The organism is Streptomyces sp. HUAS 15-9 (assembly GCF_025642155.1).
Classification (GTDB): Bacteria; Actinomycetota; Actinomycetes; order Streptomycetales; family Streptomycetaceae; genus Streptomyces.
This window is the reverse complement of record NZ_CP106798.1, coordinates 2,386,636-2,411,149: the sequence shown is the minus strand read 5'-3', so window position 1 is coordinate 2,411,149 and position 24,514 is coordinate 2,386,636. Positions and strand designations below refer to the sequence as shown.

The following is a 24,514-nucleotide window of genomic DNA, read 5'->3' as shown; positions in this document are numbered from 1 at the left end:
GCGCCTCGCTCAGACGACCGCGCCCCGCCCCGGGTCGCCGTCCTCGTCGTCGTCCGTCTTCATCCGGGTCACCAGCGTGACGAAGCCGCCGAGGAAGCCACCGATGCCGAGCGTCGCCAGCCACCACGTCATGTCCCAGCCGAGCAGCACGGCCAGCAGGAGCAGGATCGGACCGCCCACCACCCCCAGCCAGGCGAACTTGGCCGTCGCGTCGGCGGCGGGCAGCGGCGGCGGCTCGGGCGGCACGAAATGGCCCTCGTCGTCCTCGTCGAAGTCGTCCTCGGACGGCTCCGGCGCCGTGTAGTCGCGCGGCCCGACGCCGGGCGCGAAAGAGACGGAGCTGCCCAGCGGTTTCGCGGGCTGCTGTGCCTCGGTGTCGTCGTCCTCGTCCGGCACGGGCTCGGGCAGCGCGAGATCCTCGATCGACTTGAACGGCCTGGCGCCCGGCGGGTCCGCCGGCTCCGCGCCGTACCCGGCGACGATCGCCGCCCAGGCCGCCTCCTCGTCGAGGGGCACGCCCTTCTCGTCCGGCTCGCGGTCCTCGCGGTCGGAGTCGTGCTCAGCCAACTGAGGCCGTCCCTTCTTTGCCGACACTGGGTGCGAGCCGGCCGATGAAGGCGAGGCTCTCCTCGAAGATCCGGTCCGCATCGTGGTCCAACGTCGCCACGTGGTAACTCTGTTCCAGCACGACCTCCGTTACGTCCAGGGAGGACACCCGGCTCAGGATGCGGGCCGAGTCGGCCGGCGGCACCACATGGTCCTGGGCGCTGTGCAGGAGCAGCAGCGGCTGGGTCACCTGCGGGAGCTCGCCGTCCAGCAGCCGGAAGTAGCTGCGCAGGGAATGGGCCGCGTGCAGCGGCACCCGGTCGTAGCCCGTCTCCGCGGCGCCCGCCTTCGCGATGTCGCTGGCGATGCCCTTCGTCGTCCGCACGAGGTGCCGGGCCACCGGAAGGGCGTACGCGGACAGGCCGTGCACCTTGTTCGCCGGGTTGACGACCACCACGCCGTCGACCCCTTCCCCGTGCTTCGCGGCCAGCCGCAGGGCGAGCGCGCCGCCCATCGACAGGCCGGCCACGAACACCCGCGCGCAGCGCTCGCGCAGCACGCGCAGCTCGCGGTCCACCTCCGCGTACCAGTCCTGCCAGCCCGTGAGCTGCAAGTCCTCCCAGTGCGTGCCGTGGCCGGGCAGCAGCGGCAGCGACACGGTCAGGCCCCGCGCGGCATGATGATCCGCCCAGGGGCGCAGTGACTGGGGCGAGCCGGTGAAGCCGTGGCAGAGGAGAACACCAACCTCCCCGCCCTCGTGGCGGTACGGCTCGGCTCCGGGGAGAACCGGCACCTTTCGGTCTCCTGTCCATGAGAAGGGCGTGAACGACTCCGGTGTGCTTCACCGTACGCGACCGCACTGACACCGACCAGGGTCGTCGGTCCCTTTGACAGCGCTCCGGGATAAGGTCTGATCGACGGAAACAGGAGGCACTCGGTTGTTGTACGGCACGATGAAGGTCGCCATCGGGGGACCGCTGAAGGTCGCCTTCAGACCCTGGGTGGAAGGCCTGGAGAACATTCCCGCCGAGGGCGCCGCCATCCTGGCGAGCAACCACCTCTCGTTCTCGGACTCGTTCTTCCTGCCCGCGGTCCTCGACCGCAAGGTCACCTTCATCGCGAAGGCGGAGTACTTCACGACGCCCGGGGTGAAGGGTCGGCTGACGGCGGCCTTCTTCAAGGGCGTCGGCCAGCTTCCGGTGGACCGCTCCGGCGCGCGTGGCGCGGGCGAGGCGGCGATCAAGAGCGGCATAGAGGTCCTGGAGCGCGGTGAGCTGTTCGGCATCTACCCGGAGGGCACGCGCTCGCCCGACGGCCGCCTCTACCGCGGCAAGCCCGGCGGCCTCGCCCGCGTGGCCCTCGCCACCGGCGCGCCCGTCATCCCCGTGGCGATGATCGACACCGAGAAGATCCAGCCGCCCGGGAAGGTCGTCCCGAAGCTGATGCGGCCCGGCATCCGCATCGGCAAGCCGATCGACTTCACCCGCTACCAGGGCATGGAGCACGACCGTTTCGTGCTCCGCGCGGTGACCGACGAGGTCATGTACGAGATCATGAAGCTCTCCGGCCAGGAGTACGTCGACATCTACGCGACCGCAGCCAAGCGGCAGATCGCGGAGGCGGCGAAGGCCTCGAAGGAAGCCGAGAAGGCGGAGAAGAAGAACGCGGAGTCCTAGACAGGAAGCCTGGGCGGGAGGCCTTGGCGGGGCGGTCCGGGACCGGGGGGTGGGGGAGCGCGTGCCGAAGCGCGAGAAGGTCATGAGGATGTCGGTCGAGCTGCCGCTGTGGCGCGCGCTCGCCGGCTACCGGGTCCTGACGATGCTGTACGCGGTCGGCCTGTTCGCCTCCGCGTACCACGACTACGACCGCCCCGCCCTCGCCATCGCCTACTACGGCCTGCTGTGCGCCTGGACGCTCGCCACGCTGCCCCGGGTGCGCAACGCGGCGGCCTGCACCAAGCGCTTCCTCGCCGTCGACCTCGCGATCGCGCTCACCGGCATCGTCCTCACCCCGTGGGTCGTCACCGGCCACCACATCCACCGCGGTGGCCCCACCCTGCCGTCGATCTGGACGGCCGGCTCGGTCCTCGCCTTCGCCATCAAGGGCGGCTGGCGCTGGGCCGCGTTCGCCTCCACGCCCGTCGCCGTCGCCAACCTCATCGAGCGCGGCCGGCCGGCCCGCGACACCGTCCACAACGTGATCCTCGTCTGGGTCGCCTCCATCGCCATCGGATACGTCGTCGAGGTCGCCCGGGCCTCCGAGCGTACCCTCGCCCGCGCCCTGGAGATCGAGGCCGCCACCCGGGAGCGGGAGCGGCTGGCCCGTGACATCCACGACGGCGTGCTGCAGGTGCTGGCGATGGTGCAGCGGCGCGGCGCGGTCATCGGCGGGGAGGCGGCCGAGCTGGGCCGGATGGCGGGGGAGCAGGAGGTGGCGCTGCGTGCGCTCGTCTCCGGCGGCCTGGTGCCCGTCCCGCGCGTGTCGTACGACGCCGCCGAGGGGGCGGTCGTACGGGCCGTGGACGAACCCGACGACACCGCGGGGCCGGTCGACCTGCGCACCCTGCTCGTCCCGTACGCCGGTGCCCGGGTCGGCTTCGCCGAGCCCGGCGCCCCGGTGCCGCTGGCGCCCGGTGCGGCCAGGGAACTGGCGGCCGCCGTCGGCGCGGCCCTGGACAATGTGCGCAGGCACGCGGGTCCGGACGCGCGGGCCTGGATCCTCGTCGAGGACGAGCCGGGCGAGGTCGTGGTGACCGTCCGGGACGACGGGCCCGGCATCCCCGAGGGGCGGCTCGCGCAGGCCGAGGGCGAGGGGCGGCTCGGGGTCGCCCAGTCGATCCGGGGGCGGCTGCGCGATCTGGGCGGCAGCGCCGAACTGGTCTCGACTCCGGGGCAGGGCACGGAAGTCGAGCTGAAGGTACCCAAGGCCCCCAAGGATCCGAAGGCCCCGAAAGACCCGAAGGACCCGGACGTCTCCCGGGGGAAGGCGGAGAAGCGATGACGCAGCGGCAGGGTCCGATCAAGGTGATGGTGGTCGACGACCACCCCATGTGGCGCGACGCGGTCGCCCGCGACCTGACCGAGTCCGGCTTCGAGGTGGTCGCCACCGCCGGGGACGGCGAGCAGGCGGTGCGCCGCGCGAGGGCCGCGGCGCCGGACGTCCTCGTCCTGGACCTCAACCTGCCCGCCAAGCCCGGCGTCCAGGTCTGCAAGGAACTCGTCGGCGCCAACCCCGCGTTGCGCGTCCTGGTGCTCTCGGCGAGCGGCGAGCACGCCGACGTCCTGGAGGCCGTGAAGTCGGGCGCGACCGGATACCTCCTCAAGTCGGCCTCCACCGAGGAACTGCTGGACGCCGTGCGCCGTACGGCCGTCGGCGACCCGGTGTTCACGCCCGGCCTCGCCGGTCTGGTCCTCGGCGAGTACCGCCGGCTGGCCTCCGAGCCCGCGCCCGCCGCCGACGCCGACGAGCCGGGGGCGCCCCGGCTGACCGAGCGCGAGACCGAGGTGCTGCGGCTGGTCGCCAAGGGCCTGAGCTACAAGCAGATCGCCGAACGCCTGGTCATCTCCCACCGCACGGTCCAGAACCACGTCCAGAACACCCTCGGCAAGCTCCAGTTGCACAACCGGGTCGAGCTGGTGCGGTACGCGATAGAGCGCGGGCTCGACGACGACTGACAGGCCCCGTCAACCAACCTCCTGACATTTCACCGGAATTGCGCTTCCCGCCCATCCCTGTGTGACCGGGATCACCATTAGCGTGACCTGCATCAGGCAACCGCGGCGAAGGGACTTTTCCATGCGGGTCGGAGTACTGACCGGAGGCGGCGACTGCCCGGGGCTCAACGCCGTCATCCGGGCCATCGTGCGCAAGGGCGTGCAGGAGTACGGCTATGACTTCGTCGGCTTCCGGGACGGCTGGCGGGGACCCCTCGAAGGCGACGCCGTCCGCCTCGACATTCCGGCCGTGCGCGGCATCCTGCCCCGCGGCGGGACGGTCCTCGGCTCCTCGCGGACCAATCCGCTCAAGCTGGAGAACGGCATCCGCCGGATCAAGGACAACCTCGCCAAGCACGAGATCGGGGCGCTCGTCACGATCGGCGGCGAGGACACCCTGGGCGTGGCCGCGCGGCTGTCCGACGAGTACGGCGTGCCCTGTGTCGGCGTGCCGAAGACGATCGACAACGACCTCTCCGCCACCGACTACACCTTCGGCTTCGACACCGCCGTCGGCATCGCCACGGAGGCCATCGACCGGCTGCACACCACCGCCGAGTCTCATATGCGGGTCCTGGTCTGCGAGGTGATGGGCCGTCACGCCGGCTGGATCGCCCTGCACTCCGGGCTCGCGGGCGGCGCGAACGTCATCCTCATCCCCGAGCAGCGCTTCGACCTCGACCAGGTGTGTGCCTGGATCACCTCACGCTTCAAGGCGTCCTACGCCCCGATCGTGGTCGTCGCCGAGGGCGCCATGCCGAAGGACGGCGACATGGTGCTCAAGGACGAGTCGCTGGACTCCTTCGGGCACGTGCGGCTCTCCGGTGTCGGCGAGTGGCTGGCCAAGCAGATCGAGAAGCGCACCGGCAAGGAGGCGCGGACCACCGTCCTCGGGCACATCCAGCGCGGCGGCACCCCGAGCGCCTTCGACCGCTGGCTCGCCACCCGCTTCGGGCTGCACGCCATCGACGCGGTCCGCGCCGGCGACTTCGGCAAGATGGTCGCGCTGCGCGGCACCGACATCGTCCGCGTCCCGATCGCCGAGGCCACGGCCAGGCTCAAGACCGTGGACCCGAAGCTGTACGAGGAAGCCGGCGTGTTCTTCGGCTGAATCCCGAACTCCTCGGCCTCCCGGGGGAGGCCGCCCGACGTGCGAACGCCGCCGCGGCACCCGTGGCGGCGTTCTTCGTGTTCATGGCGTGGCCACTACAGCACGGGCCCCCGCTCGGCGCACGCACTCGTCCCACGCACCCGGTCGATCAGTTCCCGTACGATCGTCGCCCCGTTCAGGGTGAGGACCGACTCGGGGTGGAACTGCACCCCGCCGAACCCGGGCCCCCGCAGCGCGTGCACCTCACCGTTCGCGGCGCGGCTCAGCTCGACGCCGTGTGCCGTCAGCTCCAGGAGGGACTCCTCGTCGCAGCGGGCCACGAAGCTGTTGTAGAAGCCGACGGTCTCCTGCCGCCCGAACAGGTCGACCGTCGTCTGCGCCCCCTGGTACGGCACCTCCTTGCGTACGATCTCCAGGCCCAGCTCGGCCGCGATCAGTTCGTGCCCGAGGCAGACGCCGAGGACGCCGTACCGGTGGATGGGGGTCCCCCCTGCTCGAGCGGAGCCGAGAGCTTGGGGGAGGATCACCTCGGCGGTGAGCTCGCGCAGGAAGCGCATCTTCGGGTCGGCGAGGTCCGCGGGATCGCCGGGCCCGGGGCCCAGCACGACCGGGCCCTCGTGGGCGAGCACCGTCTCCCGCAGCCCCGGCTCGTCGTAGCGCCGGACGGTCACCGTCAGTCCACTCGACCGCAGCACGTGCGCGAGCATCGCCGTGAAGGTGTCCTCCCCGTCGACGACGAGCGCGTGACCATCCAGGGCCTCGGAGCGCTCCTGCATCCGCAGCCAGAACGGCGCGAGCGAGGCCCGGCGCCCGTCCAGTGCAGCCCGCACCTGGGCGTCGTCGGCCAGCCTGGGGCGCGTGTGCTCCCCGCGGGGGCGGGAGGGCCGTACACCGAGAGCCGCCAGGACCCCCGCCGCCTTGGCGTGGGTCTCCGCCACCTCGCCCGCCGGGTCCGACCCGCGGACCAGAGTGGCGCCGACCGGGACGCGCAGCCGCCCCGCCGCGTCGATGTCCGCGGTGCGGATGAGGATCGGGGAGTCCAGCGTCTGGGCGCCGCCCGAGTCACGGCCGATCAGGGCCAGCGCGCCCGCGTAGTAGCCGCGGCCCCCGACCTCGTGCCGCTCGATGACCCGGCACGCGTTCTGCACCGGCGAGCCGGTGACCGTGGCGGCGAACATGGTCTCCTTCAGGACCTCCCGCACGTCCAGGGAGGACTTGCCGCGCAGCTCGTACTCGGTGTGCGCGAGGTGCGCCATCTCCTTCAGCCGCGGGCCGATCACCACCCCGCCCATGTCGCCGACCGTGCACATCATCTTGAGCTCCTCGTCGACCACCATCGACAGCTCCTCGATCTCCTTGCCGTCGGCGAGGAAGTCCAGCAGGTGCTCGGGCGTCGGGCCGCCTTCCGGGTAGCGGTACGTGCCGCTGATCGGGTTCATGACGACGGTGCCCCCGGACATCCGGACGTGCACCTCCGGGCTCGCCCCGACCAGCGTGCGCCCACCCGTCTCCCTCCGCCGCCCTTCCGGGGAAGGCCCTTCGGGCCCCTTTTGATCTCCGGTGTGAACAACGAAGGTCCAGTACGCGCCCCGCTCGCCCTCCAGCAGCCGCCGGAACAGCGCGAGGGCGTCCGCGCGTGCGAACCCCGGGATCTCACCCTCGTACGTCCGCCGGATGACGAAGTTCGCGCCCTCGCCCCGCCCGATCTCGTCGCGCAGCACCCGGCCGACGATCTCGCCGTACTCCTCGTCGCCGACGTCGAAGCCCCCGCCCTCGACCCGCACGTCGTGCGCGGGCAGCTGCGCCAGCGCGTCGGCCAGGGGCACGGTGCCGGTCTCCTCGGGGATCAGCACGGTCAGCGGTGTGCCGTCGTCCCGGACGTCGAAGCCGCGTTCGCGGATCTGCCGGAAGGGGACGAGCGCGAGGCCCTCGTCGGGCAGGTCCGCGAGCCGCTCGCACGTGGTGACGGGGCCCAGGAACACCTCCACGGTGTTCTCGTCGTGGCCCGGGGTGCGGCGGCGGAGCAGGGCGAAGGGACGTGAGTCGGACAGCAGGTCCAGCAGGTTCATCGGTCGGTGATCCTTCTCGGTCTTCTTGACGGAGAGGGACGACCCCGGAAACGCCGAAGGCCGCCCCTCGGGCGGCCTTCGCGAAGTCTTGCGTACGCGCAGTCAGTGGGCCGCCGGATGAGCGGTCCACCACCAGTTCTGGGTCGAAAGCGCGAACATGCGGTGCACCCTACCCGATCTCCGGCGCGTCCACAGGTGAGCGCAGAGCCGTCTCACCTGTCGAGCCGGGAGAAAACGACGCGACACGACCCCGTAGTGTTGAGAGCGTGACCGTGAACGCTAAGACCAGCGCGAGCGCTGGCAACACCTGGCGAGACCTGCCCGCGGCGCAGCAGCCCGAGTACCCCGACGCCGAGGCTCTGCGCGCAGTGATCGCGGACCTCGAGTCGTATCCGCCGCTCGTCTTCGCGGGCGAGTGCGACCAGCTGCGCGCCCGGTTGGCTGCTGTCGCCAAGGGAGAGGCGTTCCTCCTCCAGGGCGGCGACTGTGCCGAGGCCTTCGACGCGGTGTCCGCCGACCACATCCGCAACAAGCTCAAGACGCTGCTCCAGATGGGCGCCGTGCTGACGTACGCCGCCTCGGTGCCCGTGGTGAAGGTCGGCCGTATCGCCGGCCAGTACTCCAAGCCGCGCTCCAAGCCGACCGAGACCCGCGACGGCGTGACCCTGCCGACGTACCGCGGCGACTCCGTCAACGGCTTCGACTTCACCGAGGCGAGCCGCGTCCCGGACCCCGAGCGGCTGAAGCGGATGTACCACGCGTCCGCCTCGACGCTGAACCTGGTGCGCGCCTTCACCACCGGCGGTTACGCGGACCTGCGCCAGGTGCACGCCTGGAACCAGGACTTCGTGCGCTCGTCCCCGTCCGGCCAGCGCTACGAGCAGCTGGCCCGCGAGATCGACAACGCGCTGAACTTCATGCACGCCTGCGGGGCCGACCCGGAGGAGTTCAAGACCGTCGAGTTCTACTCCTCGCACGAGGCGCTGCTGCTGGCCTACGAGTCCGCCCTGACCAGGGTCGACTCCCGCACCGGCAAGCTGTACGACGTCTCCGGGCACATGGTGTGGATCGGTGAGCGCACCCGGCAGCTGGACCACGCGCACATCGAGTTCGCCTCGAAGATCAGCAACCCGCTCGGCATCAAGCTCGGCCCGAGCACCACGGCCGAGGAGGCGCTGCAGTACATCGACCGCCTCGACCCCGAGCGCGAGCCGGGCCGGCTGACCTTCATCGTCCGCATGGGCGCCGACAAGATCCGCGACAAGCTCCCCGAGCTGGTCGAGAAGGTCACGGCGTCCGGTGCCGCGGTGGCCTGGGTGACGGACCCGATGCACGGCAACACCTTCGAGGCGGCCTCCGGCCACAAGACCCGCCGCTTCGACGACGTGCTCGACGAGGTCAAGGGCTTCTTCGAGGTCCACAAGGCGCTGGGCACCCACCCGGGCGGCATCCACGTCGAGCTCACCGGCGACGATGTCACCGAGTGCGTGGGCGGCGGCGACGAGATCTTCGTCGACGACCTGCACCAGCGCTACGAGACGGCCTGCGACCCGCGCCTGAACCGCAGCCAGTCGCTCGACCTGGCGTTCCTCGTCGCCGAGATGTACCGGGACCAGTGACGGGTCCGGCTGTCAGGGACACTGTCAGAGACAAGTGAAGTGGGGCGCGGATCACATACGATCCGCGCCCCTTCCCACTTTTGCGGTTCCCCAGCGATGGGTAAGGTTAGGTTTGCCTCACCGATCAAACGGGACGGCACCAGACATCGATCCCGTCGGGAGGTGAATCCGCGTGTACGTGTGCAGCTGCTTCGGCGTGACCGAGGCGCAGGTCAAGAAGCACGCGGAGGACGGCGCGTGCACCCCGCGCCAGATCGCCTCGCAGTGCAAGGCGGGTACCGACTGCGGTTCGTGCGTACGGCGCATCCAGTCGATCCTCGGCCGTGGCGCATGCCCGCGCCGTGAGCTGGCCGACCAGGGCAGGCCGGTCCTGGCCGAGCTGGACAAGACCGGGCCGGACGAGACCCGGCTGGACGAGGCCGCCTAGCTCTCCGGCTGCTCGATCAGCTGCGCGATGTAGAGCGCCTCACCGAGCTTCTCCACCAGCTCCAGCTGGGTGTCCAGGTAGTCGATGTGGTGCTCCTCGTCGGCGAGGATGTCCTCGAAGATGTTCGCGGACGTGATGTCGCCCTTCTCGCGCATCACCTTGATCCCGCGCCTGAGCCGGTCGATCGCCTCCACCTCGACCTCCCGGTCCGCCTCGAACATCTCCCGGACGGTCTGTCCCACCCGCACATGGAACAGCCGCTGGTAGTTTGGCAGCGCCTCCAGGAACAGGATGCGGTCGGTGAGCACCTCGGCGTGCTTCATCTCGTCGAACGACTCGTGCCGCGTGTACTTGGCGAGCTTCGTCCAGCCGAAGTTCTCCTGCATCTTCGAGTGCAGGAAGTACTGGTTGATCGCCGTGAGCTCACCGGTGAGCTGCTCGTTGAGGAATTCGATGATCTCGGGATCGCCCTGCATCGCACGGGCTCCTTCCGCATGGGGAAATGGGGAGGCTGCGGGCGCATGATTGCACCGGTGTCGAAGATCGTCCAGTAAGTGCGTACTTAGTAAGTAAGTGGGGGGTTGCCATTGGTTGTCCGATTTAGGGCAGGGCTGGTCAAGTGCACTGCTCCGGGTCTGTCAGGATGGAGTCATGGGTCATCCGGTGGAGCGCGAATCTGGAGAAGCGGCAGGGTCCGAGCTTCCGCCGGGGCAGCGACTGCAGCGCGGGTGGCCGGTCACGCACTATGGCCCGGTACCCAAGTTCCGGCCCGAGCGCTGGGAGTTCAGGGTCTTCGGGGCCACCGCCGACGGCGAGAAGCACTGCTGGAACCACGAGGAGTTCACGGCCCTGCCGTACACCACCGTCGTGGCCGATCTGCACTGCGTGACGAAATACAGCATGCTCGGCGCGGAATGGGGCGGCATCCCGGCCCGGACGATCCTGGAGATCGCCCCGCCCGCGACCGACGTCACCCATGTGATGGTCTGGGCGGAGTACGGCTTCAGCTCGAACCTGCGCCTGTCGGACTTCGCCTCCGACCGCTCGATCTTCGCCACCCACAAGGATGGTGAACTCCTCACCGCCGAGCACGGCTTCCCGGTCCGTCTCGTGGTGCCCCACCTCTATGGCTGGAAGGGGCCCAAGTGGGTGCGCGGCGTGGAGTACATGACCGCCGACCGCCGCGGCTTCTGGGAGGAGCGCGGGTACCACAACATCGGCGACCCCTGGAAGGAACAGCGCTACTCCTACCAGGAGGAGCCCGGGGACGGCCCCGAGCTCTGACATCTCCCGGCGGCCCGCTCAGTGGTGGTACCGATGCACCACCGCATGGCCCTTGCCCCTGCCGATCGTCCACTTGTTGACCGGCGTCGTGACCACGAAGGCCACCACGAGCGAGATCAGCAGTGAGCCCCAGAACAGCAGGTCGTCCAGCTGCGCGTCCATCGCGTCCGGCCACAGCACGATCACGCCGTTGTCGATCAGCTCCATCACCGCGATCGACAGGGTGTCCGCGGCCAGCGCCACCCGGAAGGCGGTGCGGAAGTCGACGCCCGCCTTCAGCACCCCGCGCAGGGTGAGCGAGTAGCCGAAGAAGAAGGCCAGCACGATCGCCAGGATCGTCGTCGGCAGATTCCCCCACCCGAGCGCCGTTCCCACGACCATGCCCAGCACCTCGCCGATGGCGCAGCCGGTGAGGCAGTGCAGGGTGGCCTGCGCGGCGACGGGCCAGGTGGCGACGGCCGGCCCGTGGTGGTGGGCGTGGGTGTGCGGGTGTGTGTCCGCGTGTGCGTGTGCCTCGTGCTGCATGAGTGCCCCCAATGTCAGGTAACGGTTCCTGCACCGAGCGGGAACCGTATACCCCCCTGGGGTATTCCTCAACGCGTTATCCGTCGCGCAGTTTCTTCAGCCGCTCCACATCCGCCGCATGCCCTTCCTTCCCGCCGGGCGTCTCGATGATCAGTGGTACGCCCTCGGTCGCGGGGTGCGTCATCAGCGCCCGGAACGGGTCCTCGCCGATGTGCCCGGAGCCGATGTTCTCGTGGCGGTCCTTGTGAGCGCCCACCACGTCCTTGGAGTCGTTGGCGTGGATCAGCCTCAGCCGGCCCTCGCCGACCGTGCCGACCAGCAGGTCCAGCGTCCGGTGCATGCCGTCCGGGCCGGTCAGGTCGTGCCCCGCGGCGAAGATGTGACAGGTGTCCAGGCACACGCCCAGCTTCGGATGCGCGTCCAGCGCCTCGAAGTACGGCCCGAAGTCCCAGGTGCGGGAGCAGAGCGAGGCGCCCTGCCCGGCGGTCGACTCCAGCAGCAGGAACGGATCGTCGTCGTGGGTGAGCTCGTCCAGCAGCGGCAGCATGTGTTCCCGCACCTGCCGCAGCGCCACCGCCCGCTCCCGGCCGCCGGTCGCGCTGCCCGTGTGCACGACGACCCCCAGCGCGCCGATCTCCCGCCCGCGCCGCAGCGAGTGCCGCAGGGACTCCACCGACCTCTCGACGGTCGCCTGGGTGTGCGAGCCGAAGTTGATCAGGTACGGCGCGTGCACATACGCGGGCATCGACGCCTCGGCGCACGCCGCCCGGAACGCCTCGTCCTGCCGCGGGCTGCCCGCCGGGGTGGCCCAGCCGCGCGGGTTGGCCACGAAGACCTGCACGGTCTCGGCCTTGAGGTCGCGGGCGTACGACAGGCCCACGGAGTGCAGGCCGCCGGCCACGGGGACATGACCGCCGACGGGATTGCGGGAAGGGCCGGGGACGGCGCCTGAGGAATGCTGACTGCTCACCCGTTCAGGGTGTCACGCCCTTGGATCGCCCCGTGCCGGTGCTCCCGCCCGCTTGCTCCCGCCCGTCTCCGGTCACCGGATGGTGATCGTGATCGTCGATCCCTTGGGCGCCGTGTCGCCGCCCTCGACCGACTGCTTCTTCACCGTGTCCCCGAACAGCCCGAGCAGCCCGCGGTCCTCGTCGACCTTGAAGCCGGCTCCCTCCAGCGCCTTGTGCGCGTCGTCGACGCTGTCCCCGACCACGTCCGGGACCTCGATCATCTCCGGACCCTTGGAGATCGTCAGCGTCACCGTGTCGCCCTCGGCGGCCCGACTGTCGCCCACCGGGGTCTGCTGGGCGACCTGGCCCTTGTCGTACTGGGAGTTCACCTGCCGCGCGGCGACCTCCACCTTGAGACCGGCGTTCTCCAGCTCCTGCCTGGCGTCGGGAAGGTCGTCGCCGGTGACGTCCGGGACGTGGATCGGGCTGCCCTTGCTGACGACGAGCGCGATCGCCGAGCCCGCGTGCCGCTTCGTACCGGCCGTCGGGTCGGTGCTGATCACCGAGCCCCTGGCGACGCTGTCGCTGAACTCCCGGGTCACCATCCCGGGATCCAGCCCGTCCGCCTTCAGCCGGGCCCTGGCCTTCGCCAGCCCGATGCCCTGGACATCGGGCACGTTCACGGTCTCCGGGCCCTTCGAGATGACCAGCGTCACCGCGTTGTGGCCGCGGATCCGGGTGTTGGCCGCCGGATCGGTGCGGATCACCGTGCCCCGCTTCACCGTGTCGTCGTAGGCGTACTCGACCTTGACGTCGAGCCCCGCCTCCTTCAGTCGCGCCTTCGCGTCCGCCTCGGTCTTCGCCAGCAGCGGCGGAACCCGGGTGAACTGACCGGAGTTGATGTACCAGACACCGGCGCCGACACCGAAGACCAGCAGCACGGCGGCGATGACCGTGATCAGCGTGCGCCGTGGCCGGGCCGTGCCGGGCCGGTCGGGCACGGGCGGCGCCTGCAGCCGGCTGGTGCGGTCGACGGCCCCCACCGGGTCGTCGTCCTCGTTGACCGGCAGCAGCCGGGGCACCGTCAGCGAGCGCGGGATCACGCTCGTACGGTCCTCGGCGATGTCGTGCTGCGCGGAGAGCGCCTGCGGCGGCACGGCGTCCAGCTGCGCGTCGGTGAGCCCCGCGCGGGCGTCGCGGAGCCGGGCCAGCAGTGCCACGGCGTCCTGAGGCCTGAGGTCCGGGGTGCGCGCGGTGGCTGCGGCCACCAGCTCGTCCAGCTCGTACGGCAGTCCGGGCACGGTGGCCGAGGGCGGCGGCACGTCCTCGTGGATGTGCTTGTAGAGCACCGTGGCCGGGGAGTCCCCGGCGTGCGGCTTCTCGCCTGTCAGCATCTCGTACAGGACGACACCGCAGGCGTACACGTCGACCCGCGGGTCGGCCGTGCCGTGCTCGATCTGCTCGGGCGCGAGATAGGAGACGGTGCCCAGGACGGTGCCGGTGGTGTTCGTCACCGTGTCCACGGACCGCACCAGACCGAAGTCGGCGACCTTGACCCGCCCGTCGTCCCCTATCAACACGTTCTCGGGCTTCATGTCCCGGTGCACGAACCCGGCGCGGTGCGCGCCGCCGAGCGCGGCGAGCACCGGCTCCAGGATGTCCAGCGCCGCACGCGGCTGCAGCGCACCGCGCTCGCGCAGCACGTCACGCAGGGTGCACCCGGCGACGTACTCCATCGCGAGATACACATACGACCCGTCGGTCCCCTGGTCGAAGACCTGCACCACGTTGGGGTGCGCCAGCCGCGCCACGGACTTCGCCTCGCGGATGAACCGCTCCACGAACGACCCGTCGGCCGCCAGCGTCGGATGCATCACCTTGAGCGCGAGCACCCGGTCCAGGCGGGTGTCCAGGGCCCGGTAGACCGTGGCCATCCCGCCGACCGCGATCCGCGCCTCGACGCGATAACGGCCGTCGAGCACCTGCCCGACGAGAGGGTCCTGAAGGGTCGTATCCACGCAGGTGAGTGTACGAGCCGCGACCGACAGGCCCGGGGGTTACGCCGATCCGGGGACGGAATGCAGCAGAGCTGTGACTGTTGTGCGACTAGAAGGCGGGGCGCTCGGGATCCAGGTGTGCGCGCCCCTCGGTGGGGGAGGAGGCCTCGGCGAAGTGCCGGGGCGGGATGCGGCCCGCCCGCCGCGCCAGCCGGCCCGCCTCCACCGCGTGCTTCATCGCCTCCGCCATCAGCACCGGCTCCTGCGCTCGCGTCACCGCGGAGGCGAGCATCACACCCGCGCACCCCAGCTCCATCGCCAGCGCCACGTCCGACGCCGTACCGGCCCCCGCGTCCAGGATCACCGGCACCCGCGCGTGCTCGACGATCAACTGGAAGTTGTGCGGATTGCGGATGCCGAGCCCGGAGCCGATCGGCGAGCCCAGCGGCATCACCGCGGCACAGCCGACGTCCTGAAGCTTCCGGGCCAGCACAGGGTCGTCGTTGGTGTACGGCAGGACGGTGAAGCCGTCGTCCACCAGCGTCTCCGCCGCGTCCAGCAGCTCGACCGGATCCGGCAGCAGCGTCCGCTCGTCGGCGATGACCTCCAGCTTGATCAGATCGGTGCCCAGTGCCTCCCGCGCCAGCCGGGCCGTGAGCACGGCCTCACCCGCGGTGAAACACCCCGCCGTGTTCGGCAGCACCCGGATGCCGAGCCGCTCGAGGACCGACAGCACGGAGCCGTGCACCTCGGGATCGACCCGCCGCATCGCCACCGTCGTCAGCTCCGTGCCGGAGGCGATCAGCGCCCGCTCCAGCACATCCAGGCTGGGCGCACCGCCCGTACCCATGATCAGCCGGGACGAGAGGGGCGTACCGCCGAGGACGAAGGGATCGTCGGCCATGGGTCAGCCTCCTTGCACGGCGGTGAGGACTTCGACGCGGTCTCCCTCACACAGGGTCGTGGCGGACCACCGCGCGCGCGGGACGACGGTTTCGTTGAGCGCGGCGGCCACCCCGCGCGGTGCCGCGGTGAGGGACTCGACGAGGGTGCCGAGAGCGGTGCCGGGCGCGATCTCCCGGCGCTCCCCGTTGACCGAGATGTTCATGCGGGCCGCTCCGAAGGAGCCGGGGCCGACGGGACGGCGAGATCGGCGTCGAAGCGCTTCGGCGTGAACGGGCGGGCCAGGTCGGGGAGTTCACCCGTGACCAGGACATGCGCCATGACATCGCCGGTGACCGGGGTGAGCAGCACGCCGTTGCGGAAGTGCCCGGTGGCCAGCAGCAGCCCGTCGAGCGCGGTCGGACCGAGCATCGGCGCGTTGTCCGGGGAGCCGGGGCGCAGTCCGGCCTGCGTCTCCGTCATCGCCAGCTCGGTGATCCCCGGCATCAGCTCGTGGGCGTCCCGCAGCAGTTCGTACACACCGCCCGCGGTCACCGTCGTGTCCCAGCCCAGTTCCTCGCTCGTCGCCCCCACGACCAGCTCGCCGTTCTCCCGGGGCACCAGATAGACGTGCCCGCCGCGCACCAGCGCCCGCACGGTACGGCTCAGGAACGGCGCGTACTGCCCAGGCACCGTCAGCCGCACCACCTGCCCCTTCACCGGCCGCACCGGCGGCAGCAGGTCCTCCGGCACGCCCGCGAGCCGCCCGCTCAGGCTGCCGGCCGCGAGCACCACCCGGTCCGCGCCCAGGACGTCTCCCTCACGGGTGACGACACCCACGGCCCGCTCCCGTACGACGGACAGCCGCTCCGCCCACGTGCGGTGGAACACCACCCCCGCGCGCTCGCACGCGGCCACCAGCGCGGCCGACAGCCGCCGCGGATCGATCTGATCGTCCCCGTCCACCCGCAGCCCGCCGCGCACACCGGGCGCGAGCATCGGCTCCAGGCGCCGGCACTCCCGCCCCGACAGCCACTCGGACTCCAGGCCCGATCGCAGCTGGAAGGCGTGCAGTTCGCGCAGATGGGCGCGGTCGTCGGCGTCCAGCGCGACGGCGAGCGTGCCGCACCGCCGGTAGCCGACGTCGTGGCCGGTCAGCTCGGTGAGCTCGGCCACGAAGTCCGGATAACGGCGGGCCGAGGCGAGGTTCAGGCCCAGCAGGGTCTGCTCGCCGTAGTGCAGTTCCGTGACCGCGGCCAGCATCCCGGCCGCCACCTGGGCGGCCCCGCCGCCCGGCTCGGGATCCACCACGGCGGTGACGAGCCCGCGCTGCGCGGCCCGCCAGGCCGTGACCAGGCCGATGACTCCGCCCCCCACGACGAGGACGTCTGACGTACGTGACGACATGGGCGTCCAGCCCCTCCCTTCGCCGGCATGACCCGGATCAGGTTCGTACGGTCGGAGGCCGCCAGCCTCCCTCTCAGCCCGGTGCGTCCGGGCTCCCGCGAGTGCTTGTACGGGGGCCACCCTAGCCCGACGGGCTTCGCCCGGGTAAGGGAGCCTCCCTCCTCGGGAGCGGGAGTCGCGGCGGGGCAGCGGAACGAGCGTTGTGGAGCAGGTCACCCAGCACGCCCCCTGACTGGCGGTTTGTCAGTTGACTATGGTGATCGGGTGAGCGAGCAGACGCAGCAACGGGGCACGTCACAGGCGCGGCGCGTGGTCGTCGTCGGCGCGGGCATGGCCGGGGTGCAGACCGCGGTCGCCCTGCGGGAACAGGGCTTCGCCGGTACCGTCACGCTGATCGGCGCGGAGCCGCACCAGCCGTACGACCGGCCGCCGCTGTCCAAGGCCGTGCTGCTCGGCAAGGCCGAGGGCTCCGCCTTCGACGTCGACTTCGAGTCGCTCGGCATCGAACTGCGGCTGGGGTCCGAGGCGGACGGCGTGCGCCCCGCCGACCACGAACTGGACACCGATTCGGGGCCCGTTCCGTACGACGTCCTGGTCCTCGCGACCGGCGCCGAACCGATCCGTCTGCCCGGCACGGAGGGCGTCCCCGGAGTACATCTGCTGCGCACCCTGGACGACGCCGAGCGGCTGCGGCCCGTGCTCTCCCAGCAGCACGACATCGTGGTCGTCGGCGCGGGCTGGATCGGCGCCGAGTTCGCCACGGCGGCCCGCGAGGCGGGCTGTGCGGTGACGGTCGTCGAGGCCGCCGACCGCCCGCTCGCCGGAGCGCTCCCCGCCGAGGTGGCCGCCCCGATGGCCGCCTGGTACGCCGACAGCGGCGCCGCGTTGCGCACCCACGCGCGCGTGGAGCGCGTCGAGCCGGGCGCGGTGGTGCTCGACGACGGCGCGCGGCTGCCCGCGGGCGCCGTCGTGGTCGGCATCGGCGCGCGCCCCGCCACCGACTGGCTCACCGGCTCCGGCATCGAACTCGGCGCACACAGCGAGATCGTGGCCGACGACCATCTGCGCGCCTCCGCCCCCGACGTGTACGCGGTCGGCGACTGCGCCTCCTTCCCGTCGGCCCGCTACGGCGAGCGGCTGCTCGTCCACCACTGGGACAACGCCCTCCAGGGCCCGCGCACGGTGGCCGCCAACATCATCGGCGAGGCCCCGGCCGTCTACGACCCCGTCCCGTACTTCTGGTCCGAGCAGTTCGGCCGTTTCGTCCAGTACGCCGGTCATCACGAGTCCGCCGACACGATGCTGTGGCGCGGCGACCCGCTCGGGCCCGCCTGGACCGTCTGCTGGCTCCGCGAGGACCGGCTCGTGGCCCTGCTGGCGGTGGGCCGACCGCGGGACCTGGCCCAGGGGCGGAAGCTGATCGAGGCGGGCACACCGGTGGCCGCGGACCTGCTGACGGATCCGGCGCGGCCCTTGAAGCAGGCCTCGGCACGGTAGTGAAAAAGCCCAGCTCGGACGGGCCCGGCTTCCGAGTGTCAGTCCGGGATGGCAGGCTGTTTCCGTGACCGAGATTGACGCAAAGATCGATGCTCTCGTCCCCGCCTGGCTCACGCTGCCCGACATCGCCGAACAGCTCGGCGTCGAGGTGACACGTGTGCGGCAGCTGGTCAAGGAGGGCCAGCTCATCGCCGTACGCCGTGGCGAGAACCGCGCGCTGCACGTCCCCGCCGCCTTCATCGACGAAGACAAGGTGGTCAAGGGCCTGTCCGGGACCCTGACGCTGCTGCGGGACGACGGCTTCACGGACGAAGAGATGCTGGAGTGGCTGTTCACCCCCGACCCGAGCCTGCCCGGCACCCCCGCCCAGGCCCTGAGTGAGAACCGTGGCACGGAGGTGAAGCGCCGGGCCCAGGCCCTCGCCGTCTGACCCAACACACCGATACGCCGGAACGACGTACGCCGAGGGGCCGTGGCCCGGCCCGGCCCCGCGGTGGCGTGCGCCCGTGCCGCCATCGGATCGCCTCGTACCTCTTCGTACCGACAACCGGGGGAGTCATCCCATGTCCGACACCGTCAGCGCACGCGCCCGTCTCGCCGACGCCCGTGTCTACCTCTGCACCGACGCCCGCAGACGGCAGGGCGACCTCGCAGAGTTCCTGGACGCGGTGCTGGCCGGCGGCGTCGACATCGTGCAGCTGCGGGACAAGGGCATGGAGGCCGCCGAGGAGCTGGAGCACCTCCAGGTGTTCGCCGAGGCCTGCGCCCGGCACGGCAGACTGCTCGCGGTCAACGACCGCGCGGACGTCGCCCACGCCGCCGCCTCCGACGTGCTCCACCTGGGCCAGGGCGACCTTCCGGTGCCCGCCGCCCGGGCCGTCCTAGGCGAGGAGGTGCTGATCGGCCGGTCCACCCACGCCGAGCGGGAGGCCGCCGCGGCCGCGGTGCAGGAAGGCGTGGACTACTTCTGCACGGGCCCCTGCTGGCCGACCCCCACGAAGCCCGGCCGTCATGCCCCCGGTCTCGACCTGGTCCGCCACACCGCTGCCCTCGGCACCGAGCGCCCCTGGTTCGCCATCGGCGGCATCGACCTCGGCAACCTCGACGAGGTGATCGACGCGGGCGCCCGCCGGGTGGTCGTCGTCCGTGCGATCACGGAGGCGGACGACCCGGGAGCGGCGGCGGCCGAGTTCCGGAAGCGGCTGCGGCAGGTGTAGCGGCCGTCACTGTCCGTGTTCTGGCCCGCCTCCTGTCCAAGTGGTGGACAGAAAGTCGACAAAGCGGGCAAATCTCCGGCCCTCGGTTGGGCCTCCGCCCGCCCCTGGCTAACCTGCCGGTATGGCCCTCGGAACCGCATCGACCAGGACGGATCGCGCACGCACCGTGCGCGACATCCTCGGCACCGGCAAGACGACGTACTCGTTCGAGTTCTCAGCGCCGAAGACCCCCAAGGGCGAGCGGAACCTGTGGAGCGCGCTGCGCAGGGTCGAGGCGGTCGCACCCGACTTCGTCTCCGTGACGTACGGCGCCGGCGGCTCCACCCGGGCGGGCACGGTCAAGGAGACCCAGCAGATCGTCGCCGACACGACGCTCACGCCGGTCGCCCATCTCACCGCGGTCGACCACTCCATCGCCGAACTGCGCAACATCATCGGCCAGTACGCCGACGCCGGCATCCGTAACATGCTCGCCGTGCGCGGCGACCCGCCCGGCGACCCGATGGGCGACTGGGTGCCGCACCCCAAGGGCCTGACCTACGCGGCCGAACTCGTCCGTCTCATCAAGGAGTCGGGCGACTTCTGCGTGGGTGTCGCCGCCTTCCCGGAGATGCACCCGCGCTCCAGCGACTGGGACACGGACGTCGAGCACTTCGTCGACAAGTGCCGCGCGGGCGCCGACTACGCGATCACGCAGATGTTCTTCCAGCCGGAGTCCTATCTGCGGCTGCGCGACCGGGTCGTGGCCGCGGGCTGCGAGACCCCGGTCATCCCCGAGGTCCTGCCGGTCACGAGCGTGAAGATGCTGGAGCGGCTGCCCAAGCTCAGCAACGCCGTGTTCCCGGACGTCCTGAAAGAGCGGATCCTCACAGCGAAAGACGATCCGGCGGCGGTACGCTCCATCGGTATCGAGTTCGCCACGGAGTTCTGCGCACGGCTGCTGGCCGAGGGAGTGCCCGGACTGCACTTCATCACGCTCAACAACTCCACGGCACCGCTGGAAATCTACGAGAACCTGGGCCTGCACCACCCCCCGCAGGCCTAGACCGGCCGCACGGGTATACGACACACTGCGTAGCGGTCACTGGGAGAGGGGCGTACATGGGCTGGACGGTCCTCTACATCGCGTTCGGCATCGTCGCGCTGTGGTTGCTCGGCGAGGTGCTGCTGCAGTACAAGGCGCGCCTGCGCTGGCGCCTGCTCGCCTTCGTCGGCTTCCTCGGCGTCGTGCTCGGCGTGCTGATCCCCTCCGTCGTGGTCATCGGACTGGGCGCGGCCGCCTTCGCGATCGGCCAGACCTACGTCACGCTGTCGTTCCGCCGCGGCTTCGCGGCCGGCTGGGCGATGCGAGGCCCGGCCGCGGGCGGCAGCAGCAAGCGCCGCCGCGGCGAGCCGGCCGACCCCACCCTCGAGGTCTCCGACCTGGAAGAAGCCGAGGGGGACTACGACCGGGACGACGCCTACCGCCGCGACAACGTCTCGTACGGCGACGACGACTACGACCGCGAGGACGTGTTCACCCCGGCCCGCTCCGCCGAGCCCACCGCCGCCGAGACGACCGCCGTCTACGAGCCGCAGCCGATGCCCGACGACACGGGCTCGTACGGCATATACGGCGGCCCCGCCTACGCGACCGCGGGCCAGTCCCAGGACCAGAGCTACGCGACCGCCGCCCAGGGCACCGACCAGAACTACGCGTACGACTACTCCGGCTACGGCCAGCAGCAGTACGGCTACGACACCACCGGCCAGCAGCAGTACGCCAACTACTCCGACCCGTACGTCGGCAACCAGACCTACGGCGGTGCCTCGTACGACAACGGTTATGACACCACCGGCCAGCAGTACCCCCAGCAGGGCTACGGCCAGGACCAGTACGCCGACGGCGGCTACGGCCAGACCCCGGCCGGCGGAGTCTGGGTCCCGCAGCAGCGCACCGACGAGACGTACGGCGGCGAACTGCCGCAGGAGCAGCCGTACCCGTACCAGCAGGGCAACGGCCAGCAGCCCGGGAACGGCTACGACGAGCAGTACCGTTTCTGAAGGCCAACGGCCCTCACCGAGAGCCCCGGAAGTCCGGTCCCTCCACGATCAGTCCCGCGACCAGCGCGCCCGACATGCCCGCGTGGGGCAGTCCACCGCCCGGGTGCGACCAGCCGCCCACCCGGTACAGGCCCGGCAGGCGCGTGGTGTTCGCCGGATGCAGGAAGCGTCCCCCGCCCGCGGCGAGCGCGGGAGCGGGCACCGGCCCTGCGCCGGTCTCGTCCGCACTGTGGCCGGGCGTACGGACCTCACGCCATAGGAGCCGCTCGCGCAGCCCGGGCACGGCCGCCCCGGCGGCCTCCACCACCAGGTCGGCGAAGTCCTCGGCGGAGCTCTCCCGCTCCCAGCCGGCCTCCGTGGGCACCGTTGCCGACACGACCACCGACTCGTGGTCCGCGTCCGGGCACAGGGCGGGGTCGTCGGGCCGCAGCACGGTCACCGTGGGGCGCGCCGGCCCGGCGCCCGGTGAGGTCAGGAAGTCCAACTCGGCCTCCCGGTCGGGCGCGTGCACGACCGTGCGGTGCGCGGCACCGGCCTCGCGCGCGCCGCGCAGCGCCAGCAGCACGGTGAACCGTCCGGGCCGGGCGGCCGCGCTCTCGGCGCGTACGTCGCCCTCCGTGTCGAGCGGATGCCCTGTCAGCCCCCGCAGCCGTACCGGATCCACGTCCGCCACCACATGGTCCGCCTCGGCCACCGACCCTCCCCCAGAGCCGAAAGCCTGGGAGGTGCCCCCAGTGAACTCCACCCCCGCCGCCCGGCCGTCCTTCTCCAGGATCCCGGTGACCTCGGCGCCGAAGACGAACTCCACCCTGCGGGCCAGGCACCGCTCATGGACCGCGCGCGCCAACTCCCGTATGCCGCCGCGCACATACCAGATGCCGAAGGCGTGCTCCATGTACGGCAGCACGGCCGCGCTCGCCGGAGCCACCCGGGGATCGAGGCCGTACGCCAGGGCGTGGCTCTCCAGGAGCGCCGCGAGCCGCGGGTCCCGCAGCTCCCAGGCGCCGACCTCGGCGAGCGTGCCGGCCCGGCGGGTGCGCAACAGACGCTTGTGGGGGACGGACGGATAGGGCTCACGCTCCGCCAGCACCGCCCAGTCGGGCCACAGGGGCTCCTCCAGCAGGGGCCGACGGGTGCGGTCCCAGGCCTCCCGGGCCCGCACGAGGAAGTCGCCCCAGCGCTGTCCCGCGCCCGCTCCAAGGGCCTCGTCCAGGGCGGAGACGACACCCGCGCGCGAGGCGTTGGGCAGGGACACGGCGGTGCCGTCCGCGAACACATGCCGGGACGACGGATCGACCTGCGCCAGCTCGACGCGGTCCTCCAGCGGCTCCTTGCCGGTCTTGACGAACAGATCGCGGTAGACGGCGGGCAGGGGCAGCAGCCCGGGACCGGTATCGAAGCGGAACCCGTCCCGCTCGAACCGGCGCACCGCACCGCCGTACGTCTCCGTGCGCTCGTACACCACCACCCGGTGGCCCGCGACGGCCAGCCGGGCGGCAGCCGCCATCGCGCCCATCCCGGCGCCGATCACCGCAATCCGTGCCATGCCGACGACTTTATCGACCGCCACTGACAATCCCGCCCCCCGGGCGGTCAGTCCGGCGGCCGGCCCTCGTGCGCGGCCAGCCGCCGCTCCTCCCGCCGCTGGGCCCTGCGCCGCAGGAAGCGGCGGATCCGTGAGACCAGGAAGAACAACGTGATCAGTCCGGCGGCCAGCAGGACCGCCGCGATCACCGCCGCCGCCCCCGGATGGAACATGGCGAACGTGACGATGCCGGCCACCCCGAGATCCTCGGCCAGGCTCATGATCATGTTGCTGAAGGGCTCCGGCGAGGTGTTGATCGCCATACGGGTGCCGGCCTTGACCGTATGGCTGGCGAGCGCCGTCGAACCGCCGACCAGGGCCGCCGCCACGTCGGACAGGGAACCGCTGTGCCCGGCGAGCAGCGCCCCGACCCAGGCTCCCGCGACCGGCCGGACCACCGTGTGCACGGAGTCCCACACCGAGTCGACGTACGGGATCTTGTCGGCGACCGCCTCGCACAGGAAGAGCACGCCCGCCGCGATGAGGATCTCGGGCCGCTGCAGCGTCTCGGGGACGTCGTCGCTCAGCCCCGCCGCGCCGAACAGGCCGAGCAGCAGCACCACGGCGTAGGCGTTGACACCGCTGGCCCAGCCGCTCGTGAAGACGAGAGGGAGTACGGACACGGACGCGATCGTAACCAGTCGGCACCGGCGCGTCGTGGGCATGAGCGCGCAGGTCTGAGTACGCGTACCTAGACAGTGAGATGAGTACGCGCGCGGATGGGGGCCGACCGGCGCGAACGAGACAGTGGAGACACGGAAAGGGCGCCACGTCCGGCACCGCCGACACGGGGCGGCGGAACGGAAATCGCGCCCTTGTCCGCTCCTTCCGCCGATCCGTCGGCGGAAGCGAGACACGGGGGGAGCAGGGAAAGACCCGGGGGAAGACCGGAACGGGGGTTCCAACGGGGGAGTACGGAAGGCGCCGGTCCGACGGTGGCCCGCGGGGGACGCGGCCACATCGGACCGGCGTTTTCGCGTTCAGCCCTTTCCGCTCACCCGTCCCTGGAGCAGCCGGGACAGGGCCGCGTGGACATCGTCCAGGGACCGCTCCGGCTGGAACGACTTCCAGTCCAGCGCGGCCACCAGCACCATGCCGACCAGTGCGGCCGCCGTCAGCTGGATGTCGATCTCCTCGCTGAACTCGCCGTTCGCCACGCCCTCGCGCAGCACGCCCTCGACGACCGCGACGGCCTCCTGCCGGACCACCATCAGGGTGGACTGCCAGGCCCGGTTGGTGCGCCACAGTTCGGCCACGTACAGCTGGGTGAACGCCGGGTACCGGTCGATGAAGACGAGCCCGGCACGGACCATCTCGTCCAGGGCGTCGACCTTGCTGCCGCCCTCGCGCTCGGTCCGTTCGGCCGCCTCCCGAAGGGAGGCGGTGAGGAGGCCCACGCCGTGCCGCAGCAGCTCCTCGAACAGGACCGACTTGCTCGCGAAGTTGTAGTAGACCGTGCCCTTCGCGACCCCGGCCCGCTCGGCGATCTCGTCCACGGTGGTGGCGGAGAACCCCTGCTCGGCGATGAGCGTGACGGCCGCCTCGTAGAGCTTCTGCCGGGTGGCCTCGCGGCGCGTGCGGCCGCCCGACGTGGTGCTGCTGCTTTCCATGGGCCCGATTGTCACAGGAACCGTGGCCCCGA

The 24,514-nt window shown here is 71.4% G+C and carries 26 protein-coding genes and 1 riboswitch; of the genes, 12 read left to right on the top strand and 14 right to left on the bottom strand.

The features are described 5' to 3' along the window. Window positions 1-9: 9 nt before the first annotated feature. Both N8I87_RS11045 and N8I87_RS11040 read right to left on the bottom strand, forming a co-directional pair. On the bottom strand, window positions 10-567 hold the full coding sequence (locus N8I87_RS11045) for a hypothetical protein (RefSeq protein ID WP_263207837.1): 558 nt from the start codon (window positions 565-567) through the stop codon (window positions 10-12). Further along, a complete protein-coding gene (locus N8I87_RS11040) occupies window positions 560-1,339 on the bottom strand; it encodes an alpha/beta hydrolase (RefSeq protein ID WP_263207835.1) in 780 nt (259 codons plus the stop codon). Before N8I87_RS11040 ends, N8I87_RS11045 begins: the two co-directional genes overlap by 8 nt. A 148-nt stretch (window positions 1,340-1,487) precedes the next feature. Between N8I87_RS11040 and N8I87_RS11035 the strand changes: the two genes are divergently transcribed. The 4 genes from N8I87_RS11035 (at window position 1,488) to N8I87_RS11020 (ending at window position 5,370) form a co-directional block, all read left to right on the top strand. Then, window positions 1,488-2,222 (top strand): lysophospholipid acyltransferase family protein, encoded by a 735-nt coding sequence (locus N8I87_RS11035; protein ID WP_263207832.1) that lies wholly within the window; start codon window positions 1,488-1,490, stop codon window positions 2,220-2,222. 61 nt (window positions 2,223-2,283) lie between these two features. Next, window positions 2,284-3,546: a MacS family sensor histidine kinase gene (macS, locus tag N8I87_RS11030; protein WP_263207829.1), complete on the top strand. Its 1,263-nt coding sequence runs from the start codon at window positions 2,284-2,286 to the stop codon at window positions 3,544-3,546. Next, entirely contained in the window at window positions 3,543-4,220 is a 678-nt protein-coding gene (locus N8I87_RS11025; RefSeq protein WP_263207828.1) for a response regulator, read from the top strand. The genes macS and N8I87_RS11025 overlap by 4 nt, the downstream gene beginning before the upstream one ends. Window positions 4,221-4,341: 121 nt before the next feature. Continuing rightward, window positions 4,342-5,370 (top strand): 6-phosphofructokinase, encoded by a 1,029-nt coding sequence (locus tag N8I87_RS11020; RefSeq protein ID WP_263207825.1) that lies wholly within the window; start codon window positions 4,342-4,344, stop codon window positions 5,368-5,370. Window positions 5,371-5,465: 95 nt separating this feature from the next. On the opposite strand, the gene N8I87_RS11015 is transcribed toward N8I87_RS11020, so the two are convergent. Both N8I87_RS11015 and N8I87_RS44315 read right to left on the bottom strand, forming a co-directional pair. Then, window positions 5,466-7,439: an anthranilate synthase family protein gene (locus tag N8I87_RS11015; protein WP_263207824.1), complete on the bottom strand. Its 1,974-nt coding sequence runs from the start codon at window positions 7,437-7,439 to the stop codon at window positions 5,466-5,468. Between the two features lie 102 nt (window positions 7,440-7,541). Then, window positions 7,542-7,598 (bottom strand): trp operon leader peptide, encoded by a 57-nt coding sequence (locus tag N8I87_RS44315; RefSeq protein WP_078912442.1) that lies wholly within the window; start codon window positions 7,596-7,598, stop codon window positions 7,542-7,544. Window positions 7,599-7,705: 107 nt separating this feature from the next. Between N8I87_RS44315 and N8I87_RS11010 the strand changes: the two genes are divergently transcribed. Both N8I87_RS11010 and N8I87_RS11005 read left to right on the top strand, forming a co-directional pair. Further along, window positions 7,706-9,058 carry a class II 3-deoxy-7-phosphoheptulonate synthase gene (locus N8I87_RS11010; protein WP_263207823.1) on the top strand — a complete coding sequence of 451 codons (1,353 nt, stop codon included), beginning with the start codon at window positions 7,706-7,708 and terminating at the stop codon, window positions 9,056-9,058. Window positions 9,059-9,230: 172 nt separating this feature from the next. Then, window positions 9,231-9,485, top strand: coding sequence for a (2Fe-2S)-binding protein (locus tag N8I87_RS11005; RefSeq protein WP_263207821.1), 255 nt, complete (start codon window positions 9,231-9,233; stop codon window positions 9,483-9,485). Here the strand turns inward: N8I87_RS11005 and bfr are convergent. After that, complete coding sequence (gene bfr / locus N8I87_RS11000) at window positions 9,482-9,961, bottom strand: bacterioferritin (RefSeq protein WP_263207819.1); 480 nt, start codon at window positions 9,959-9,961, stop codon at window positions 9,482-9,484. The two genes, N8I87_RS11005 and bfr, sit on opposite strands and share 4 nt — an antisense overlap. Before the next feature lie 175 nt (window positions 9,962-10,136). On the opposite strand from bfr, the gene N8I87_RS10995 reads away from it, so the two are divergent. After that, complete coding sequence (locus N8I87_RS10995) at window positions 10,137-10,769, top strand: sulfite oxidase-like oxidoreductase (RefSeq protein WP_263207817.1); 633 nt, start codon at window positions 10,137-10,139, stop codon at window positions 10,767-10,769. A gap of 18 nt (window positions 10,770-10,787) precedes the next feature. Here the strand turns inward: N8I87_RS10995 and N8I87_RS10990 are convergent, their stop codons facing one another. The 6 genes from N8I87_RS10990 to thiO all read right to left on the bottom strand — a co-directional run bounded on the left by N8I87_RS10990 (window position 10,788) and on the right by thiO (window position 16,530). After that, a complete protein-coding gene (locus N8I87_RS10990; RefSeq protein WP_263207815.1) occupies window positions 10,788-11,294 on the bottom strand; it encodes a DUF4396 domain-containing protein in 507 nt (168 codons plus the stop codon). A 76-nt stretch (window positions 11,295-11,370) separates the two neighbouring features. Next, complete coding sequence (locus tag N8I87_RS10985; RefSeq protein ID WP_263207813.1) at window positions 11,371-12,264, bottom strand: deoxyribonuclease IV; 894 nt, start codon at window positions 12,262-12,264, stop codon at window positions 11,371-11,373. A 72-nt stretch (window positions 12,265-12,336) separates the two neighbouring features. Further along, the gene (gene pknB, locus N8I87_RS10980; RefSeq protein ID WP_263207812.1) at window positions 12,337-14,262 is read right to left on the bottom strand and encodes a Stk1 family PASTA domain-containing Ser/Thr kinase; all 1,926 of its coding nucleotides are present in this window, start codon (window positions 14,260-14,262) and stop codon (window positions 12,337-12,339) included. Between the two features lie 88 nt (window positions 14,263-14,350). After that, the gene (locus N8I87_RS10975; RefSeq protein ID WP_263207810.1) at window positions 14,351-15,145 is read right to left on the bottom strand and encodes a thiazole synthase; all 795 of its coding nucleotides are present in this window, start codon (window positions 15,143-15,145) and stop codon (window positions 14,351-14,353) included. Between the two features lie 3 nt (window positions 15,146-15,148). Then, window positions 15,149-15,349 (bottom strand): sulfur carrier protein ThiS, encoded by a 201-nt coding sequence (gene thiS, locus N8I87_RS10970; RefSeq protein WP_263207808.1) that lies wholly within the window; start codon window positions 15,347-15,349, stop codon window positions 15,149-15,151. Next, window positions 15,346-16,530: a glycine oxidase ThiO gene (gene thiO / locus N8I87_RS10965; protein WP_263207806.1), complete on the bottom strand. Its 1,185-nt coding sequence runs from the start codon at window positions 16,528-16,530 to the stop codon at window positions 15,346-15,348. Before thiO ends, thiS begins: the two co-directional genes overlap by 4 nt. Next, window positions 16,528-16,639: riboswitch (TPP riboswitch) on the bottom strand. (Overlaps the previous gene by 3 nt.) 155 nt (window positions 16,640-16,794) lie before the next feature. Between thiO and N8I87_RS10960 the strand changes: the two genes are divergently transcribed. The 5 genes from N8I87_RS10960 to N8I87_RS10940 all read left to right on the top strand — a co-directional run bounded on the left by N8I87_RS10960 (window position 16,795) and on the right by N8I87_RS10940 (window position 21,287). Next, window positions 16,795-18,027, top strand: coding sequence for an NAD(P)/FAD-dependent oxidoreductase (locus N8I87_RS10960; RefSeq protein ID WP_263207804.1), 1,233 nt, complete (start codon window positions 16,795-16,797; stop codon window positions 18,025-18,027). Between the two features lie 64 nt (window positions 18,028-18,091). Then, entirely contained in the window at window positions 18,092-18,457 is a 366-nt protein-coding gene (locus N8I87_RS10955; protein ID WP_263207802.1) for an Rv2175c family DNA-binding protein, read from the top strand. A gap of 133 nt (window positions 18,458-18,590) precedes the next feature. Further along, complete coding sequence (gene thiE / locus N8I87_RS10950; protein WP_263207800.1) at window positions 18,591-19,244, top strand: thiamine phosphate synthase; 654 nt, start codon at window positions 18,591-18,593, stop codon at window positions 19,242-19,244. Between the two features lie 121 nt (window positions 19,245-19,365). Next, a complete protein-coding gene (metF, locus tag N8I87_RS10945; protein ID WP_263207798.1) occupies window positions 19,366-20,289 on the top strand; it encodes a methylenetetrahydrofolate reductase [NAD(P)H] in 924 nt (307 codons plus the stop codon). A gap of 56 nt (window positions 20,290-20,345) precedes the next feature. Next, complete coding sequence (locus tag N8I87_RS10940) at window positions 20,346-21,287, top strand: SCO2102 family sporulation regulator (RefSeq protein WP_263207797.1); 942 nt, start codon at window positions 20,346-20,348, stop codon at window positions 21,285-21,287. A gap of 13 nt (window positions 21,288-21,300) precedes the next feature. On the opposite strand, the gene N8I87_RS10935 is transcribed toward N8I87_RS10940, so the two are convergent. From N8I87_RS10935 to N8I87_RS10925, 3 genes are all read right to left on the bottom strand, one after another. After that, on the bottom strand, window positions 21,301-22,833 hold the full coding sequence (locus N8I87_RS10935; RefSeq protein WP_263207795.1) for a phytoene desaturase family protein: 1,533 nt from the start codon (window positions 22,831-22,833) through the stop codon (window positions 21,301-21,303). Between the two features lie 47 nt (window positions 22,834-22,880). After that, a complete protein-coding gene (locus N8I87_RS10930) occupies window positions 22,881-23,495 on the bottom strand; it encodes a DUF4126 domain-containing protein (RefSeq protein WP_263207793.1) in 615 nt (204 codons plus the stop codon). A 357-nt stretch (window positions 23,496-23,852) separates the two neighbouring features. Continuing rightward, window positions 23,853-24,482 carry a TetR/AcrR family transcriptional regulator gene (locus N8I87_RS10925; RefSeq protein ID WP_263207791.1) on the bottom strand — a complete coding sequence of 210 codons (630 nt, stop codon included), beginning with the start codon at window positions 24,480-24,482 and terminating at the stop codon, window positions 23,853-23,855. Between the last annotated feature and the right edge of the window lie 32 nt (window positions 24,483-24,514).

Bases quoted from the DNA above. Each gene is read 5' to 3' on its own strand.
- N8I87_RS11025 (WP_263207828.1), top strand. From the start codon at position 3,543: ATGACGCAGCGGCAGGGTCCGATCAAGGTGATGGTGGTCGACGACCAC.
- N8I87_RS11020 (WP_263207825.1), top strand. From the start codon at position 4,342: ATGCGGGTCGGAGTACTGACCGGAGGCGGCGACTGCCCGGGGCTCAAC.
- N8I87_RS11015 (WP_263207824.1), bottom strand. From the start codon at position 7,439: ATGAACCTGCTGGACCTGCTGTCCGACTCACGTCCCTTCGCCCTGCTC.
- bfr (WP_263207819.1), bottom strand. From the start codon at position 9,961: ATGCAGGGCGATCCCGAGATCATCGAATTCCTCAACGAGCAGCTCACC.
- N8I87_RS10995 (WP_263207817.1), top strand. From the start codon at position 10,137: ATGGGTCATCCGGTGGAGCGCGAATCTGGAGAAGCGGCAGGGTCCGAG.
- N8I87_RS10990 (WP_263207815.1), bottom strand. From the start codon at position 11,294: ATGCAGCACGAGGCACACGCACACGCGGACACACACCCGCACACCCAC.
- N8I87_RS10975 (WP_263207810.1), bottom strand. From the start codon at position 15,145: ATGGCCGACGATCCCTTCGTCCTCGGCGGTACGCCCCTCTCGTCCCGG.
- thiS (WP_263207808.1), bottom strand. From the start codon at position 15,349: ATGAACATCTCGGTCAACGGGGAGCGCCGGGAGATCGCGCCCGGCACC.
- thiO (WP_263207806.1), bottom strand. From the start codon at position 16,530: ATGTCGTCACGTACGTCAGACGTCCTCGTCGTGGGGGGCGGAGTCATC.
- thiE (WP_263207800.1), top strand. From the start codon at position 18,591: ATGTCCGACACCGTCAGCGCACGCGCCCGTCTCGCCGACGCCCGTGTC.
- metF (WP_263207798.1), top strand. From the start codon at position 19,366: ATGGCCCTCGGAACCGCATCGACCAGGACGGATCGCGCACGCACCGTG.
- N8I87_RS10940 (WP_263207797.1), top strand. From the start codon at position 20,346: ATGGGCTGGACGGTCCTCTACATCGCGTTCGGCATCGTCGCGCTGTGG.
- N8I87_RS10935 (WP_263207795.1), bottom strand. From the start codon at position 22,833: ATGGCACGGATTGCGGTGATCGGCGCCGGGATGGGCGCGATGGCGGCT.
- N8I87_RS10925 (WP_263207791.1), bottom strand. From the start codon at position 24,482: ATGGAAAGCAGCAGCACCACGTCGGGCGGCCGCACGCGCCGCGAGGCC.